At 70.6% G+C, this 16,421-nt stretch carries 17 protein-coding genes; 10 read left to right on the top strand and 7 right to left on the bottom strand.

The window, feature by feature from the left end:
- Positions 1–159: 159 nt before the first annotated feature.
- Complete coding sequence (locus tag AB0O48_RS09805) at positions 160–840, top strand: YdcF family protein (RefSeq protein ID WP_365064476.1); 681 nt, start codon at positions 160–162, stop codon at positions 838–840.
- A 6-nt stretch (positions 841–846) separates the two neighbouring features.
- Here AB0O48_RS09805 and AB0O48_RS09800 read toward each other — a convergent pair whose 3' ends face one another.
- The 6 genes from AB0O48_RS09800 to AB0O48_RS09775 all read right to left on the bottom strand — a co-directional run bounded on the left by AB0O48_RS09800 (position 847) and on the right by AB0O48_RS09775 (position 7,470).
- Positions 847–1,089: a hypothetical protein gene (locus AB0O48_RS09800; RefSeq protein WP_357569827.1), complete on the bottom strand. Its 243-nt coding sequence runs from the start codon at positions 1,087–1,089 to the stop codon at positions 847–849.
- Between the two features lie 318 nt (positions 1,090–1,407).
- The gene (locus AB0O48_RS09795) at positions 1,408–3,399 is read right to left on the bottom strand and encodes a hypothetical protein (protein ID WP_357569826.1); all 1,992 of its coding nucleotides are present in this window, start codon (positions 3,397–3,399) and stop codon (positions 1,408–1,410) included.
- On the bottom strand, positions 3,396–4,559 hold the full coding sequence (locus AB0O48_RS09790; RefSeq protein ID WP_357569825.1) for a 5'-methylthioadenosine/S-adenosylhomocysteine nucleosidase: 1,164 nt from the start codon (positions 4,557–4,559) through the stop codon (positions 3,396–3,398). The genes AB0O48_RS09795 and AB0O48_RS09790 overlap by 4 nt, the downstream gene beginning before the upstream one ends.
- A complete protein-coding gene (locus tag AB0O48_RS09785) occupies positions 4,556–5,290 on the bottom strand; it encodes an NUDIX domain-containing protein (RefSeq protein WP_357569824.1) in 735 nt (244 codons plus the stop codon). The genes AB0O48_RS09790 and AB0O48_RS09785 overlap by 4 nt, the downstream gene beginning before the upstream one ends.
- A gap of 292 nt (positions 5,291–5,582) precedes the next feature.
- Positions 5,583–6,293, bottom strand: a complete 711-nt coding sequence (locus AB0O48_RS09780; protein WP_365064471.1) for a 5-formyltetrahydrofolate cyclo-ligase — start codon at positions 6,291–6,293, stop codon at positions 5,583–5,585.
- 10 nt (positions 6,294–6,303) lie between these two features.
- On the bottom strand, positions 6,304–7,470 hold the full coding sequence (locus AB0O48_RS09775) for a helix-turn-helix transcriptional regulator (protein WP_357569822.1): 1,167 nt from the start codon (positions 7,468–7,470) through the stop codon (positions 6,304–6,306).
- A gap of 298 nt (positions 7,471–7,768) precedes the next feature.
- Between AB0O48_RS09775 and AB0O48_RS09770 the strand changes: the two genes are divergently transcribed.
- The 9 genes from AB0O48_RS09770 (at position 7,769) to argH (ending at position 15,796) form a co-directional block, all read left to right on the top strand.
- Positions 7,769–8,113: a hypothetical protein gene (locus AB0O48_RS09770; protein ID WP_357570239.1), complete on the top strand. Its 345-nt coding sequence runs from the start codon at positions 7,769–7,771 to the stop codon at positions 8,111–8,113.
- A gap of 133 nt (positions 8,114–8,246) precedes the next feature.
- Entirely contained in the window at positions 8,247–9,248 is a 1,002-nt protein-coding gene (gene argC, locus AB0O48_RS09765) for an N-acetyl-gamma-glutamyl-phosphate reductase (RefSeq protein WP_357254894.1), read from the top strand.
- The gene (gene argJ, locus AB0O48_RS09760) at positions 9,245–10,417 is read left to right on the top strand and encodes a bifunctional glutamate N-acetyltransferase/amino-acid acetyltransferase ArgJ (RefSeq protein WP_365064469.1); all 1,173 of its coding nucleotides are present in this window, start codon (positions 9,245–9,247) and stop codon (positions 10,415–10,417) included. Before argC ends, argJ begins: the two co-directional genes overlap by 4 nt.
- Positions 10,414–11,319 carry an acetylglutamate kinase gene (argB, locus tag AB0O48_RS09755; protein WP_357254898.1) on the top strand — a complete coding sequence of 302 codons (906 nt, stop codon included), beginning with the start codon at positions 10,414–10,416 and terminating at the stop codon, positions 11,317–11,319. The genes argJ and argB overlap by 4 nt, the downstream gene beginning before the upstream one ends.
- Positions 11,316–12,611 carry an acetylornithine transaminase gene (locus tag AB0O48_RS09750; RefSeq protein ID WP_365064466.1) on the top strand — a complete coding sequence of 432 codons (1,296 nt, stop codon included), beginning with the start codon at positions 11,316–11,318 and terminating at the stop codon, positions 12,609–12,611. The genes argB and AB0O48_RS09750 overlap by 4 nt, the downstream gene beginning before the upstream one ends.
- Complete coding sequence (gene argF / locus AB0O48_RS09745) at positions 12,608–13,606, top strand: ornithine carbamoyltransferase (RefSeq protein WP_365064463.1); 999 nt, start codon at positions 12,608–12,610, stop codon at positions 13,604–13,606. The genes AB0O48_RS09750 and argF overlap by 4 nt, the downstream gene beginning before the upstream one ends.
- Positions 13,603–14,118, top strand: a complete 516-nt coding sequence (locus tag AB0O48_RS09740; RefSeq protein ID WP_357254903.1) for an arginine repressor — start codon at positions 13,603–13,605, stop codon at positions 14,116–14,118. The genes argF and AB0O48_RS09740 overlap by 4 nt, the downstream gene beginning before the upstream one ends.
- Positions 14,115–14,267: a hypothetical protein gene (locus AB0O48_RS09735; RefSeq protein WP_357254948.1), complete on the top strand. Its 153-nt coding sequence runs from the start codon at positions 14,115–14,117 to the stop codon at positions 14,265–14,267. The genes AB0O48_RS09740 and AB0O48_RS09735 overlap by 4 nt, the downstream gene beginning before the upstream one ends.
- A 65-nt stretch (positions 14,268–14,332) precedes the next feature.
- Entirely contained in the window at positions 14,333–15,796 is a 1,464-nt protein-coding gene (gene argH, locus AB0O48_RS09730; RefSeq protein WP_357254943.1) for an argininosuccinate lyase, read from the top strand.
- A gap of 43 nt (positions 15,797–15,839) precedes the next feature.
- Here argH and AB0O48_RS09725 read toward each other — a convergent pair whose 3' ends face one another.
- Positions 15,840–16,193: an MmcQ/YjbR family DNA-binding protein gene (locus tag AB0O48_RS09725; RefSeq protein WP_357254905.1), complete on the bottom strand. Its 354-nt coding sequence runs from the start codon at positions 16,191–16,193 to the stop codon at positions 15,840–15,842.
- Positions 16,194–16,421: the final 228 nt, after the last annotated feature.

Here is a 16,421-nt window from a genome sequence, read left to right as displayed (position 1 = left end):
GTGCTTTCTGAGCTACTGCGAAGCGTGCGTGAGGGCCAGGTTGTCTACCTGAGCGAGCGGGATGAGCCCGTGGCCGCCGTCGTGCCTCTGGAGGTGGCGAGGGCGGGATTGGTGGCCCTGGGCAGGTCCGACGGACCCCCGATGACGGCTCTCCGGTAGGTGGTGATGAACCGGCATGCTGCGGCACCTGCCGAGGCGATTCCCGACGCTATCCGCGCGGACGTGGAGACGCTCTGGCGCTACCACGACATGCGTCACGAGTTGCGCCCGTGCGACGTGGGGATCGGGTTGGGCAGTCATGACCTCGGCGTGGCTGTCATCGCGACGCGCTTGTTTCACGAGGGTTTTTTCCCAAGGATCGTGTTCACCGGCGCGAACGCCCCGACGACCGTCGAGCGGTTTCCGCGTGGGGAAGCAGTGCACTACCGCGAGTACGCCATCGAGCAGGGCGTTCCCGCGGAAGCAATTCTCGTGGAGCCGCGTGCCACGAACACCGCCCAGAACCTGCAGCACTCGCGTCAGCTCCTGACCGAACACCGGATCCTGGTGAAGTCGGTGCTGATCATGTCGCGGCCCTACCAGCAGCGTCGGGCCTACGCTACCTGCAGGCTGATGTGGCCGGAGGTCGATGTGGTGTGCGCATCGAACCCACTCGAACTGGATGACTACGTAAGTAGCATCGGCGACCCGCAGCGGGTGGTGGACATGCTGGTCGGCGACACGCAGCGGATCGAGGTGTACGCCGAGCGAGGGTTCGCGATTCCGCAGGAGATGCCGGAGGAGGTGCGGGCGGCCTTCGAGCGACTGGTGGCGGCCGGCTACACGAGTCGGCTGATCTGAGCCCAGCTACCAGCGTGGCCCTCCCGACCGCACGCCCATCCGATCGCTGAGTTCGACGGCCAGTCGGGGCGGTCGGGGGCGGGTGAGGATGTCCCGGACGAGGTCCCGGGAGAGCTGGTGGTAGCGCACCTGGTCGGGGCCGATGACCTCGGCGTCCAGGAGCACCGCGAGCGCGTCGTCGATGCGGTTCCACCGGGCGAGGGCTCGGGCGGTTTCGATGGCGTGCCGAACCTGCCGCTCGACGGGCACGGTGCTGCTAAGCCATCAGGTGTTGCGAGGACCCCCAGAAACCGCCCACCGGAGCGGGCCTTGTCGTGTTTCCCGGGGCTGGCGTCGAGTTCCGGCGCCGGCGAGGACTGGTTCGACCAGTATTGGCCGATGGATGCCAGCAAGTGCGCGCCAGGGCGGCTGAGTGAGCCGATCAGGGCGTGATCGTGGCTGGTGTTGGCGGCGGCGAGACCTAGGCTGGCGGCGGTCCAGGCGAGGTCACCTTCCCCGAGCTTGATGAGGAACAACGCGGCGAACGGGTGCCAGCGTCCGCCGCAATTCCCCGGAGACGAGTCGTCGTCAGTCGCTCACGTCCCGAATGGCGCTTGCGAGGCTGGAAAGTTTCTCATCGGCGCGGCGGCGGCGGTGCCTCACCCACTGCTTACCTTCAGCCGCGATCCCCTCCAGGACGTGAAGGGTGTGGCTGAGTCCGGATGCGTCCTGTGACAGCTCGGTGATCTTTGTCGGGTCGTCCCCATGTGGGTCGGTCTCGCCATCTGGCACGCTCACCTGCACCGAAACCGGGTCGCCGTTGAAAAGCGTCAGCTTGAAGGTCTGCTGCTGTCCGGCGACCCCTTCGATCCGTACGGCGGCGACGGCGTCGAAGCGGTAATTGAGGCGCTGGGTGATCTGGCTCGTGGCCAGCTCGAAGTCCAGTTCGATGTCGACCTGCCGCACACCATCCTGGGTGAGCAGGAAGAGCAGGAGTTGATACCGGGAGTATCGCCAGGGGCCACGGGGATACCGAGCCCGCTTGCAGGCGCGGCCGGGTGCCTCGATGAATGCGTGCGCGATGACCTGGCTGGGATGCAGTTGGAATTGCCTCATGGCCTGGTCGACCAGGACCTTGCGGTCGTGTTCTAGCCAGGCCGCCATCTCGGCGTCGGTGGGGCTGTCAGCCAGCTTCGCCTGCCACTTGCGGTACGCCGCCCATTGGGCTTGATCCCGGAGCAACCGTTCCGCGCCATCGTCGGCTACGCGGCGCCGTTCGGCGATGATGCGGAACCCGGCACGTTTCGCCGGCACCGCCGACGCTACCGCCAGCAGGAGCCACATGACGGCGTGTAGGGGATCAAGCGAGATGCTGCCCGCCATGGCCAGGACGCCGCCACCGGTGAGCAGTACCAGGCCGCCGAGATGGAGGGTGCGTGTGCGGACGGGGAGACGCAGCTCCTGTCGGTGGGCCGTGAGAGTGTCGCGCTCCCACCGGTCTCGGACGTCCCCGACGAGGTGCCGGACCAACCAGGCGACGCGATCGGCTCCGATGCGCTGTTCCCGGTAGATCTCCACCAGCTCGTCACGCAGCTGCCTCCGTATGCCCGCGGTCTGGTCGAGCCAGTACCCGCGATCGGTGCCGCGCGGCACATATAGGGAGAAGTAGTGGTGGAACATGCGGTCCACCCTGCTCGCGAATCCGCCCGTCGGCGCTTCGGGACGGCGTTGGGTGGGCGGGCGAAGCTGTGCCTCCTTGGCGTGCATGCGCGTCGAGCGGTAGTGGCGATCGGCGCCCCCGACACCGAAGGCGGCGAGCCCGCCGACGCCGACGAGCGCGCCGGCGACGGGACCGAGTCGTCCCGTCGCCATGGCCAGCGCGACCAGGGAGGCGACGGAGAGCGCGGCGAAGGCCGCGGCGATACCGAACTGGAGCCAGTTGCGCACGGTCACGGCGGCGGGAGCCACCTCCCGGGTACGGGGCTGTGCGGGCACGGGTTGGAAGAACTTCCATACCCGGTTGACCCGGCGGTCGCTGGTGCGCCGCAATACCGCCAGAGCAACGGACCGTTGCCACATTTCGTCCTGGATCGTGCCGTCGAGCAGTGCCTCGAGGTGGCCGTAGACGCTCTCCCGCTGTCGATCACCCAGCGCGTCGATCTCCTTGATGACGAATTCTGCTTCGGCCGGGCTGACCGGGGTCAGCAGCCGAAGTACAGCCTGCACGCCGGCGGCCCACGGTTCGTTGGCATCGAGCGGCGGCAGGCTGCGACAAATGGCGGTGAGGCGGTCCAGCTCACCGTCCCCGAGCTGGCGCAGGGTGCGTCCGCTGAGGAGAGCGATCAACCGGTAGAACTGCATCTCGGTGGTCTGGAGGCCCCCGGCGGCGGCGCGTTCGAGCAGCCGCACCGCCTCGTCGCGTACTCGGGCGTCGAGGTACTTCACCCCAGCCTCGAACTGCTGCTCCGGAGTCGGGTCGGGGGGCAGGGTGTAGTAGTTGATGCCGCCGTGCACGGTACCGGCCTGCACACCAACATACGCGTCTCCGTCCGCGACATTTGTCGCCGTTTCGGTCGTCACTGGAACGCCTTCACCGCGGCGATGATGCCTGCGAGGTGTGCAGCCAACTCGGCCACCTCGCCGACGAGGCCCCGCAGCCGCCGCAGTGCGAGCAGCAGCCTGCTCCTGCTGCCGGCCACCCCCTCCCGGACGCAGTCGGCGGCGGTGTCCAACTCCGCTTCGGCGGCCTCGTAGGTGTCGTTGTCGAGGCCACCGTCCCGGTGCGCCTGCTTCAGGTCACGCCGCAACTCGCCTAGGCTCGCCGCCAGGTCGGCCGGTCGATCGGCGCCGGCGCCGATGACGACGCCGCCCTGAATCTGCCCGGCCTGGATGCCCACCTGGGCGTTGCCGGTGGCCACGTTCCGGTTCGTCATTCGCACAGGCGCACTCCTGTCGCTGTCGGTGTCACTGGTTGCGGGGGTCGGGGGGTTCTTCACCAGTTCCTGGGCCAGTGCAGCGGCGAACGCGGCGGCATGCCGTGCCGCCCGGGGCTGCCAGTTGTGTCCATCGGTGCTCGTCTTGGTGCCGTCGGCGTGGTCACTGATGCCCCGCACCACCACAACCGGCAGGGCACGGTTGAGGTGCCCGGCCTGGGCGACGCCCGCCGCCTCCATCTCGATCGCCAACGCGTCGTTGTAGTGCTGGCGGATCCACCGCGCCTGCTCCGAGACCGCCGAGTCCTGCACCACCTCACCGGCCGCGATGGCACCGAAGTGGACGGTAGCGGGATGGGACTCGGCAGTGAGCCCGTCGCGCCACCGCCCGGACCGTGCTACGTGGTGCGCGATCTGGTCGGCCTCGTGCGGGATCTCCCAGGCCTTGGGCCGGGCCTTGAGTCCGTCGTTTTCGCTGGTGCCGCCGTGGTAGGCGTAGACCTTGCTCGCCACCACCACGTCGCCGAGCCGGATGTTTGGCCACAGACCTCCGGCGACGCCCACGAAGAGCACGGCGGCCGGGGAGAACTCGGCCATCGCGCGCTCCGCGAGGACGGCGGCTGGGTGGTTGCCCTTGCCCACCAAGGCCAGCGCAACGCGGCAGCCTCCGCGGCCGAGCCCGCCGACCTCGAAACGGGTCCCGGCAGGGTGCCGGTGCACCGTGAGGTCGGACAACCGCTCGCAAACCGCCTCGTACTCCAGATTGAGCGCCGTGAGGATCACGACGAGCCGATCTTTGGTGCTCATGCGGTCTCCTTGTCCGCCGGGTCCGGTCCCGAAGGCCTGACCATGGGGGGATGCAGTGTGGTGTGAGGGCCCGGTCGGAACAGCTGGGCCGGCCGGCCGCCGTCCGTCCGTCGGGTCGCCTCCACCGGGACGATGAAGCCGTCCACGCTGCGAACCTTGCGGTAGAAGTTGCGGGGGTCGAGGGGTGCGCCCCATACCGCCTCGTAGACGGTGCGGAGCTCGGCGATCGTGAACGTCGGTCCGCAGAACGCGGTGGCGAGTGCGGTGCGTTCGAGCTTCTCCCGCGCCCGCTCGACCCCGTCAGCGAGGATCCGCCGGTGGTCGAAGGCGAGCCGGACGTCGCCAGCGAGGGATTCGTTCACGGGCCTCCAGTAGGCGGAAGAGGCGTCGGTGCCGGCGACGGGCTCCGGCAGCGCCGGCGCGATCGCCAGGTAGGCGACCGAGATCACCCGGCCCCTCGGGTCGCGCCCAGGTGCCCCGTAGACGCCAAGTTGTTCGAGGTGTGGCCGGCCGGCACCGAAGCCGGTTTCCTCGGCGAGTTCGCGGTGGGCGGCGGCGAGCAGCTCTTCCTCATCGTGGCCGAGGAAGCCACCGGGCAGCGCGAGCGCCCCACGGTGAGGTTCGACGCCGCGCTCGATCAGCAGAACCTGGAGGACGGCTCCGCGCAGCGTGAGGATGACGAGGTCCACCGCGAGAAGAACCCTCGGGGCGACCCAGCGATCGTCGGACATGAATCGACACTTGAGTTAGCGTCACTCTGACGTAAAGGTGCTCCAGCTGTCGGATTCCGGCACACCCGGGGTGGGCGGATCCCCGAGCGGCCGCAGCCAGTGCAGGCTGGATCTGAGCCCGCTACCGTCAAGGCCTGCCGGTGACGGCCTGTGCCACTCGATCAATCTGAGTGACAGGCTGGGACAGTTGAAGGCAAGGAGAAATCTTGCTCGTTGAACCCACGGGCAGGCCGGGCGCGGGCCTCGTTAGTGAGAAGGCGCCTGGCCTTCTCGCGTCCTCTGGCGACAGTCGCTAGGCGCGCAGGATGGGAATGCTGTCGAGCTGATCTTGGCGAAGGTTTGATCTGATGATGCCGGACGGCTGTCCCCGGCCGGGTCTGCAGGCCACCACCTCGTTCGGCGTGATCGCGTAGTCGACGCTGAAGTCATGGTCCGCGTCGGGCAGCTCATCGTCGAGAAGCTGGGTCTGGTGGATCGTGGTGGCGATGGCGGTCTGGGTGGTCACGAGTCCGGCTTCGGTGAGGAGAGCGATCTCCAGGTCGGAGTAGCCGGCGCCCTTGCCGATCCGCACGCCGCTGTGGCGGTTGACCGCGACGCTGCCGCAGACGATGAGGTCCACCGGACGCATCTCGTCGGGTCCCACGGTGGGAGCGACCTGCGGTGCGCCGCTATTGGTAGCTGCGGTCTCGATTGGTGCGGTGAGGCTGGCGGGGTCGAGCAGATAGAAGGGCTTTGGGGTGGCGAGCTTCGGGACTGCCATGTAGAGCAGTTTGCCGTCCCGCAGGGCTCGTACCCGGACGGGAAGTTGTGCCCGGTCCGGGTTGCACTTGATGACTCGGGCGTTCTTCCAGATGTCCAGCTCCGCTAGGTGGGCTGCGGCCTCCTCCTTGCCGACGAAGTCAGGGATGTGACCGTGCACGCCGGGTGGGGCGGCACCGTGACGTTCGAGGAGGTCCCACACGTGTTGCCGAACGGCGTGTTTGGCGCGGTCGATGTCGGTCACGTTGGTGCTCCTATGGGCTCATCAGGGTGAGGAGTCGGTCGTTCACATCCTGGACCGGGGGCTCGTTGCGCCAGGGGCGTAGCTGCCGGGCGGCGGCGACGGCGAGGTTGAGTCCGCCGCCGGCACGGGTCCGCTCTATGACGTCGATGGCCTGGTGCAGGTATGACGTTGCGGCGTCGACGTCGCGTTGGAGGATGCTAGCGAGGGCGAGATTGCCGAGGATGACGGCGGTGGACTTGCGGCGCGCGGCGATCAGTCGTCGGGCGTTTTCTAGCGCTGGTACGGCTTGGTCTGGCTTGTTGAGGGAGAGCCAGCAGGAGCCCGCGAGCCTCGTGTAGTGGCTGGGGCAGAAGATGTCGGTGGCTGGGTCTCGGGTGTCGACGGCGGCGAAGTGAGCTTCAGCGGTACCGAGAGCGTCGGAGCAGTCCTCGGTCTGACCGAGCATCGCGTGCGCCTCAGCGCGATGCAGTTGGGCGAGGCCAGCGATGACGTGACTGTCGCTGTGGCTCACGGCGGCGGCGCGGGTCGTCAGGACAAGGCCGACGTTGGGTTGCTTGGTGCCGTAGAGGGCGAGGTAGCTCTTGCGGAGCAACGCGTTGGCCTCGGTGACCGGGTCTCGCGTTTCCTGGGCCGCGCTGATCGCCTGGTCGAAGTAGGCGGCGCTGGCGACATGGTCACGCCGCTGCGAGGCGTCCCAGACGAGTTGACCCATCAACGTCGCGGACTCGGCGACTGCTGCCGCCAGTTCGCGCTGCACCGGCCCGTTGCTGGCGTGCTGGCGAAGGAAGACTGCCTGACCGTGTAGCTGCCCGGCCTCGGCGAGCAGGAGCGTCGAGGGCGTCTGGTCGTAGCGCTCGTCGAGGCGCCGTACGCGCTCCCGTAGGTGCGCCACAGCGATCAGGTCGACGCGGCCGGGGTTGCGAAGCACGTAGCCGAGACGCTCGTCGGGCGGTGACGGCGCCTGGCCGACGTCGGCCAACAGGTCGGCCAGTTCCTCGATCGACAGCTTGAGGACCGTGGCAAGGCGCGGCCGGTGCCAGGGCTGCGGGTCAGTCTCCGCCCGTTCCCACCGCACGATGGTGGAGCGGTCGACGCCGAGGGCTTCGGCGAGGCGTTCCTGGCTCAGGCCGATCGTCTTGCGGCGCTGCGCAAGCCGGTGCCGACGCCTGTCCGCCACGTACCGCCTCCCTTCGCCTCCATCCGTCGCGGTCCATTCACCCAGCTCACACCGTGCGACGCAATGGGGATGCGTCAGTTCTGCGCAGTTGCCGCGCTGGGCGGCAGCGACCACTGCGGCTTGTGTAGACGCAGGGCTGGAACGGGTGGGAGCAGACGCCGCTGTGCAAGGCGCGGCGGCCACGTGAACTCCCGCCCGTTCCGCCGCCATTCCAAGCCCGACCTACCGAGTGGGGATTGACGTGAGCGCCCATGAGCAAGACCGGCTTGATTCCACCGGAGCGTCTTCTGCCGCCCGGATCCACGACGAGCGCCTTGCCCAAGCCCAACGCCTCGACTCCGGGCGCAGAGAGCACACCCCGCTGCGGCCGATCTGGCTCTGTCGTGCCTGCGGCCAACCCTGGCCCTGTGGGCGCGCGAAGCTCGCTCTCGTCAGCGAGTACGACGGCGATCAGGTCAGCCTGTGCCTCTACCTGGCCCGTATGCTCCATGACGCCATCGACGACCTGCACAAGCTCAACCCCGCCACCACCGGGAGCGCCAGTGACATGTTCGATCGGTTCCTTGGCTGGCCCACCCGACGCACCCGCTCCTCCTGGATGACTGAGGCCGGCTCTCCGCGGCCCGAGGAGACCGAAGCGTGAGGCCTCCCGCTTGCCGGGTTGGCGATACCGCACCGTTCAGCCGATCTGTTCATTAGCATGCACTGCACTGCATGAACTTGCACTCGTGAGTCGTCCTTGTTAATCTTCGCTGCATAGTCATGCGGAGGTGAGTATGGGGATTCGAGTCGCGGTCGCCGGTGCGAGCGGGTACGCAGGTGGTGAGTTGCTGCGTCTGATCGCCGGGCACCCGGAGTTCGACCTGGTCGCCGCCACCGCGCACAGCCAGGCCGGGCATCGTGTCGACGTGGTGCATCCGCAGCTCACCGGGCTGGACCTGGTGCTCGGCCAGACCGACCCGGCGACCCTGGCCGACGCGGACCTGGTCTTCCTGGCCCTGCCGCATGGTGAGTCGGCGGCCCTCGCGGCCCAACTCCCGGACGAGGTGCGGATCGTCGACCTGGGCGCGGATCACCGCCTCGCCGACCCGTACGCCTGGGCGCAGTACTACGGCGGCACGCACGCCGGGCAGTGGACCTACGGCCTGCCCGAGCTGCCCGGTCAGCGGGAGCTGATCTCCGGTTCCACCCGGGTGGCGAACACCGGCTGTTACGCCGCGGCGATCACCCTGGCGCTCGCGCCGCTGATCGCCGACGGTGCGGCCAGCCCCGCCGACGTGGTGGTGGTCGCCGCCTCCGGCACCTCCGGCGCCGGCCGGTCGACGAAGGCGCACCTGCTGGCCAGCGAGGTGATGGGGGACCTGTCGCCGTACCGGGTGGGCACCCACCAGCACACACCGGAGATCAAGCAGGCCACCGGCGCAACCGGTCTGTCGTTCACCCCGGTCCTGGCGCCGATGCCGCGCGGGATCCTGGCCACGGTCACGGCGGTGCCGGCGCGCGGCGTCGACCCGCAGGAGGTGCTGGCGCGGGCGTACGCCGACGCGCCGTTCGTGCACGTGCTGCCGGAGGGCCGCTGGCCGCACACCGCCGCCACGCTGGGCTCCAACTCGTGTCACCTACAGGCCACCGTCGACGTCGACTCGGGTCGCCTGATCGTGCTCAGCGCCCTGGACAACCTGGGCAAGGGCGCGGCCGGTCAGGCCGTACAGAACGCCAATCTGATGCTCGGCCTGCCGGAGACGACGGGCCTGTCGATCTGGGGGACCGCACCATGAGTGTCACCACCCCACGGGGGTTCCGGGCGGCCGGGGTCGCCGCCGGCCTCAAGGCCGGCGGTGGCGCGGACGTCGCCCTGGTGGTCAACGACGGCCCGGACGCGGGTGTGGCAGGTGTGTTCACCACCAACCGGGTCAAGGCCGCGCCGGTGCGCTGGACGCAGCAGGTCGTGCAGGGCGGCGTGGTTCGCGCCGTGGTGCTCAACTCCGGCGGTGCCAACGCCTGCACCGGCCCGGGCGGCTTCCAGGACACCCACGCCACCGCCGAGCACACCGCCGCCGCGCTGACCTCGGTGAGTCCGCGACTGATCCTCGGTGCCGGCGACGTGGCGGTCTGCTCGACCGGGTTGATCGGTGAGCGGCTGCCGATGCCCAAGCTGCTGCCGGGCGTCCGCGCGGCGATCCGCGGGCTGTCCCGGGCCGGCGGCCAGGCCGCCGCCGAGGCGATCATGACCACGGACACCAGGCCGAAGACCACGGTGGCCCCCGGTGGGGGCTGGACCGTCGGCGGCATGGCCAAGGGCTCCGGGATGCTCGCGCCGGGGATGGCCACCATGCTCTGCGTTCTCACCACCGACGCGGTGGCCGGTCCGGCGACGCTGGACGAGGCGCTGCGGGCCGCGACGCGGGTCACCTTCGACCGGGTCGACTCCGACGGCTGCATGTCCACGAACGACACGGTGTTGCTGCTGAGCAGCGGTGCGAGCGGCATCGAGCCGACGCTTGCCGAGTTGACCGCGGCCGTGACCGAGGCCTGTCACGACCTGGCCCAGCAGTTGGTGGCCGACGCCGAGGGCGCCACCAAGGAGGTCGCCATCGACGTGGTCGGCGCGGCCGACGAGGACGACGCGGTCGAGGTGGGCCGCACGGTGGCGCGCAACAACCTGGTCAAGACGGCGTTGTTCGGCAACGACCCCAACTGGGGGCGGATCCTCGCCGCGGTCGGCACCACCGCCGCCGCCTTCGACCCGGACGAGGTGGACGTGGCGGTCAACGGGGTGTGGGTGTGCCGGGGCGGTGCCGCCGCCGAGGACCGCTCGAAGGTCGACCTGACCGGGCGCAACGTGACCATCCGGATCGACCTGCACGCCGGCTCGTCGGCCGCGACGATCTGGACCAACGACCTGTCCCACGCGTACGTGCACGAGAACTCGGCGTACTCCTCATGAGTCTCAGCACCGACCTCGCCCGCGCCCAGGTCAAGGCGGAGACGCTGATCGAGGCGCTGCCCTGGCTGGCGCGCTTCTCCGGCTCGACGGTGGTGGTGAAGTACGGCGGCAACGCCATGACCGACCCCGAGTTGCAGCGGGCGTTCGCCGCCGACATGGTCTTCCTGCGGTACGCCGGTCTCAAGCCGGTGGTGGTGCACGGCGGCGGTCCGCAGATCTCGGCCATGCTGGGCCGGCTCGGCATCGCCAGTGAGTTCCGGGGCGGCCTGCGGGTGACCACCGCCGAGGCGATGGACGTGGTCCGGATGGTGCTGGTCGGGCAGGTGGGCCGCGAGCTGGTCGGGCTGATCAATTCGCACGGCCCGTACGCGGTCGGCCTCTCCGGCGAGGACGCGCGGCTGTTCACGGCGGTGCGCCGCCCGGCGTACGTGGACGGGTTGCCGGTCGACGTCGGCCAGGTCGGTGACGTCGAGTCGGTCGACGTGTCGGCGGTGACCGACCTGATCGACGCCGGTCGGATTCCGGTGATCTCCACGGTGGCGCCGGACGCGGACGGGGTGCTGCACAACCTCAACGCGGACACCGCAGCCGCGGCGCTGGCCATCGCGTTGCGGGCCCGCAAGCTGGTCGTACTCACCGACGTGGCCGGCCTGTACGCGGACTGGCCGGACACCACCAGCCTGGTCTCCGAGATCGTCGCGGATGACCTGGCCAAGCTGCTGCCCAGTCTGGAGTCGGGGATGGTGCCGAAGATGGAGGCCTGCCTGCGGGCGGTGCGTGGGGGAGTGCCCGCCGCGCACGTCGTCGACGGTCGGGTGGCGCACTCGACGTTGCTTGAGGTGTTCACCTCGGAGGGGTTCGGAACGATGGTGGTGCCGGGAGACGGGATGGTCGCGTCGTGAGCACGTTGGCGCAGCGTTGGAAGCAGTCCATGATGGACAACTACGGCACGCCGCCGCTGGCGCTGGTCTCCGGTGCCGGCGCCGTGGTGGTCGACGACGCCGGCCGCGAATACCTCGACCTGGTCGGTGGCATCGCGGTGAACGCCCTCGGTCACGCCCACCCGGCCGTGGTGGCGGCGGTGTCGAAGCAGGTCGCGACCCTCGGGCACGTGTCCAACCTCTTCGTGGCGGAGCCGCCGGTGGCCCTCGCCGAGCTGCTGTTGGCGCTCGCCGGCCGGCCGGGCCGGGTGTTCTTCGCCAACTCGGGCGCGGAGGCGAACGAGGCGGCGTTCAAGCTCTCCCGGCGCACCGGCCGCACGCACGTGGTGGCCACCCGGGGCGGCTTCCACGGCCGCACCATGGGCGCGCTCGCGTTGACCGGTCAGCCGGCCAAGGCCGACCCGTTCCGGCCGCTGCCCGGCGAGGTGACCCACGTCGACTACGGCGACGTGGCCGCCCTCGAAGCGGCGGTCACGGACGCCACCGCGATGCTGATCCTGGAGCCCATCCAGGGTGAGAACGGCGTCGTCGTCCCGCCGGCCGGCTACCTGGCCGCGGCCCGGCGGATCACCGCACGGCACGGCGCGCTGCTGGTGCTCGACGAGGTGCAGACCGGCGTGGGGCGTACCGGGCACTGGTTCGCGCACCAGGCCGAGGGTGTGGAGCCGGACGTGGTCACCCTGGCCAAGGGGCTGGGTGGCGGGCTGCCGATCGGGGCGACGCTGGCCTTCGGCCGGGCCGCCGACCTGCTCACCCCCGGCTCGCACGGCACCACCTTCGGCGGCAACCCGGTCAGCTGCGCGGCGGCGCTCGCCGTGGTGGCGACCATCGCCAACGAGGGCCTGCTCGACAACGTCAAGCGGGTCGGCGAGCGGCTGCGTCGCGGCATCGAGGCGCTGGGTCACCCGCTGATCGACGGCGTACGCGGCGCCGGGTTGCTGCTCGGCGTGACGCTCACCGCGCCCGTGGCGTCGGTGCTCGCGGAGGCGCTGCGGGAGGCCGGTTTCCTGGTCAACCCGGTGCAGCCGGGCGTGCTCCGGCTGGTCCCGCCCCTGATCCTCACCGCCGCGCAGGTGGACGCCTTCGTCGCCGCGCTGCCCGCCGCCCTGGACGCGGCGGCCCCGGCGGCCGCCGGGACCGAGCCAGATCTTGGAGGGAAAGCGCCCCTCCAGGGGCCCAAATCTTCCAATATCTCGACGCCGACCACGCCGACCACCACGACCACCACGACCACCACGGGGACGACCGCATGACCCGGCACTTCCTGCGCGACGACGACCTCTCGCCGGCCGAGCAGTCCACCGTTCTCGACCTGGCCGCGCAGATGAAGGCGGACCGCTTCGGCCACCGGCCGCTGGCCGGCCCCCGTTCGGTGGCGGTGCTCTTCGACAAGCAGAGTCTGCGGACCAGGATCTCGTTCGACGTCGGGATCGCCGAGTTGGGCGGGCACCCGCTGGTCGTGGACACGCAGGTCACCCACTTCGGCCGGGGCGAGTCCCTGGCGGACGCGGGACGCGTGCTGTCCCGCTACGTCGCGGCCATCGTGCTGCGGACCCACGGCGACGAGCGGATCGCCGAGGTCGCGGCGGGCGCCACCGTGCCGGTGGTCAACGCGCTCACCGACGGCTTCCACCCGTGCCAGCTGCTGGCCGACCTGCTGACCATCCGGGAGCGGTGCGGCGGCACGGCCGGGCGCACCCTGACGTACGTGGGCGACGGCGCGAACAACATGGCGCAGTCGTACCTGCTGGCCGGGGCGCTGGCCGGCATGCACGTGCGGATCGCCGGGCCGGCGGGGTTCGCGCCCGATCCGGCCGTCGTGGACCAGGCGGCCCGGATCGCCGCCGACACCGGCGGGTCGGTACGGGTGCTGACCGACCCGACCGAGGCGGTACGCGATGCCGAGGTGCTGGCCACCGACACCTGGACGTCGATGGGGCAGGAGTCCGACGGGCTGGACCGGATCACCCCGTTCCTGCCGTACCAGGTCAACAAGGAACTGCTCGGTCAGGCCGCGCCGGACGCGATCGTGCTGCACTGCCTGCCGGCGCACCGTGGTGAGGAAATCACCGACGAGGTGCTCGACGGGCCGCAGAGCGCGGTCTTCGACCAGGCGGAGAACCGGCTGCACGCGCAGAAGGCGTTGCTGGCGTTCCTGCTGGAAATCGCGACCGGTGACGGCGCGACCGGTGACGCCGCGACCGGCGACACTGCGACCGGCGACACTGCGACCGGGGAGCGGCGATGACCGGGCCGTTGACCCGCGCGGCCCGGCACGCCCGGATCGTGGAGTTGATCCGTGACGGGGCGATCCGGTCGCAGACCGAGTTGGCGGACCTGCTCGCCGCCGACGGTGTCGTGGTCACCCAGGCCACCCTCTCGCGGGACCTGGAGGAGTTGGGCGCGGTCAAGGTGCGTGGCGGTGACGGACCGGCCGTCTACCTGATCCCGGAGGACGGCCAGCGACCGCTGCGCGACGCCGAGGCAGCTCCGGCGCGGCTGGTGCGGTTGCTGCGTGAGCTGCTCAACGGGGTCGACTCCAGCGGCAACATCGCGGTGCTGCGGACCCCGCCGGGCGCGGCCCAGTACCTGGCCAGCGCGTTGGACCGGGCGGGTCTGCCCGAGATCGTCGGCACCATCGCCGGCGACGACACCATCCTCGTGGTGGCCCGCGAGGCCATCGGCGGGGCCGCGCTCGGCGAGAAGCTCGCCGGTTGGGCACGCCGGGACGACACCGCCGAAGGGAACCTCCCGTCATGACCGAGCGGGTCGTGCTCGCGTACTGCGGAGGGTTGGACATCGGAGACACGTTCGACCAGTCCCTGGCCAAGGGCTTCGTGCAGCTGTGGGGGCTGCCGAGCCGGATGGCCGCCGCTCGGGACGCCCGATTGGGCGGTGGCGGACAGTGACCGGTGCGAGCGCGTACGCAGTGAGTGAGCCCCGCAGTCGCGAGGGAGAGACGAGCAGAGCAATGATGGGCGACGTGGACGACAAGAGCCTGACCGAGAACAGCGCAGCCACCAACCGGACGAGCCTGTGGGGTGGTCGTTTCGCGGGTGGCCCCGCCGAGGCGCTGGCCCGACTGTCGGTGAGCGTGCAGTTCGACTGGCGCCTGGCCCCGTACGACATCGCCGGTTCCCGGGCGCACGCCCGGGTCCTGGCCGGCGCCGGCCTGCTCGACCCGGAGGAGCTGGGCCGCATGCTGGCCGCGTTGGACGACCTGGAGGCCGCCTGCGCCTCCGGGGCGTTCCGCCCGACCATCGAGGACGAGGACGTGCACACCGCGCTGGAGCGCGGTCTGCTGGAGCGCCTCGGCAGCCTCGGTGGCAAGCTGCGCGCCGGCCGGTCCCGCAACGACCAGGTCGCCACCGACCTGCGGCTCTACCTGCGCGACCACGCCCGGGGCGTGGCCAGCCGGCTCGTCGAGCTGGCCGAGGCGCTGGTGGAGCAGGCCGAGCGGCACATCGACACGGCCGCACCCGGCATGACGCACCTCCAGCACGCCCAGCCGGTCACGTTCGGGCACTGGCTGCTCGCCCACGTGCAGCCGCTGCTGCGGGACCTGGAGCGGCTGCGCGACTGGGACCACCGGGCGGCGGTCAGCCCACTGGGCGCGGGCGCCCTCGCTGGTTCGGGGCTTCCGCTGGACCCGGTGGCCGTGGCCAAGGAGTTGGGCTTCCGGACGTCGTTCGCCAACTCCATGGACGCGGTCGCCGACCGGGACTTCGTCGCCGAGTTCCTCTTCACCACCGCCCTGATCGGCGTGCACCTGTCCCGGCTCGGCGAGGAGGTCGTGCTCTGGACCTCGCACGAGTTCGGGTGGGTGGAGCTGGACGACTCGTTCGCGACCGGGTCGTCGATCATGCCGCAGAAGAAGAACGCGGACATCGCCGAGCTGGCCCGCGGCAAGTCCGGCCGGTTGGTCGGCGGCCTGGTGACCGTGCTCACCATGCTCAAGGGCCTGCCGATGACCTACGACCGGGACATGCAGGAGGACAAGGAGCCGGCGTTCGACGCCGTCGACACCCTGGAGCTGCTGCTCCCGGCCCTGGCGGGAATGATCTCCACGATGACGGTCCGGGTGGACCGTCTCGTCGCCGCCGCCCCGGTCGGCTTCTCCCTGGCCACCGAGGTCGCCGACTGGCTGGTCCGGCGCAACGTGCCGTTCCGCGACGCGCACGAGATCACCGGTCGGCTGGTGGCGCTCTGCGCGGCCCGGGAGTGCGAGCTCAACGACGTCTCCGACGACGACCTGACCGCGATCAGCGAGCACCTCGACCCGTCGGTGCGCGACGTGCTCTCGGTCCGTTCGGCCCTCGCCGCCCGCACCACCCCCGGCTCCACCGGCCCCGGTCCGGTGGCCGACCAGCTCGCCACCGCGGCGGACCGGCTGACCACCTGGCGGGAGTGGGCCGCCGAGCGGGTCGTCCCGCGCTGAGCCGTGCCGTGGCGTCGGCGCTGGCCGCCGGCGCCGCGGCGGTTCAGGCCGTCGGGCGCTCCCGCTTCGGGAGCTTCGCCACCACCATGTCGTACGACGCGTCGACCGCCTCGGTCAACTCCTCGTCGTCGATCCCGCCGTCCAGGCGCAGCGTGTTCCACCCGGACCGGCCGATGTAGGCCATCACCTTGGCGTCGTCGGGGTGCCGGTGCAGCCACTCGTCGGCCATCTCCCGGGTCTGCCCGCACTTGATGCCGACCGTCGGCTTTCCCGCGCCGCTGCCGAGGAACGCGAAGATCCGGCTGCCCACCTTCACCACCTCGTCGCCCTCCCACGGCCGGTCCAGCCACGCTCCCGGCTTGGCCAGGCAGTACGTCAGCATCTCCGCGCGCTCCATGGGTGCCTCCTCGTCGTGCGCACAGTGTGCCCGCCCAATCGCCGTCGCACGCGCGCCGTGCCGATCCCGCCCGGCCCGGCCCGCTCTGGGTCCGTCCCGCCCCGTCCCGCCCCGTCCCGTCCCGCCCCGTCCCGTCCCGCAAGATCGTGCTCGATCCAGGATCTAGTGGCCTCCGCCGCGGTCGAGGCCACTACTTCCGTGTTCGAGCGCGATCTTGACACGGACCAG

Source organism: Micromonospora sp. NPDC085948 (assembly GCF_040686315.1).
Taxonomy (GTDB): Bacteria; Actinomycetota; Actinomycetes; order Mycobacteriales; family Micromonosporaceae; genus Micromonospora.
The sequence above is the reverse complement of the archived record's forward strand: the minus strand, read 5'-3'. Positions and strand labels throughout refer to the sequence as shown.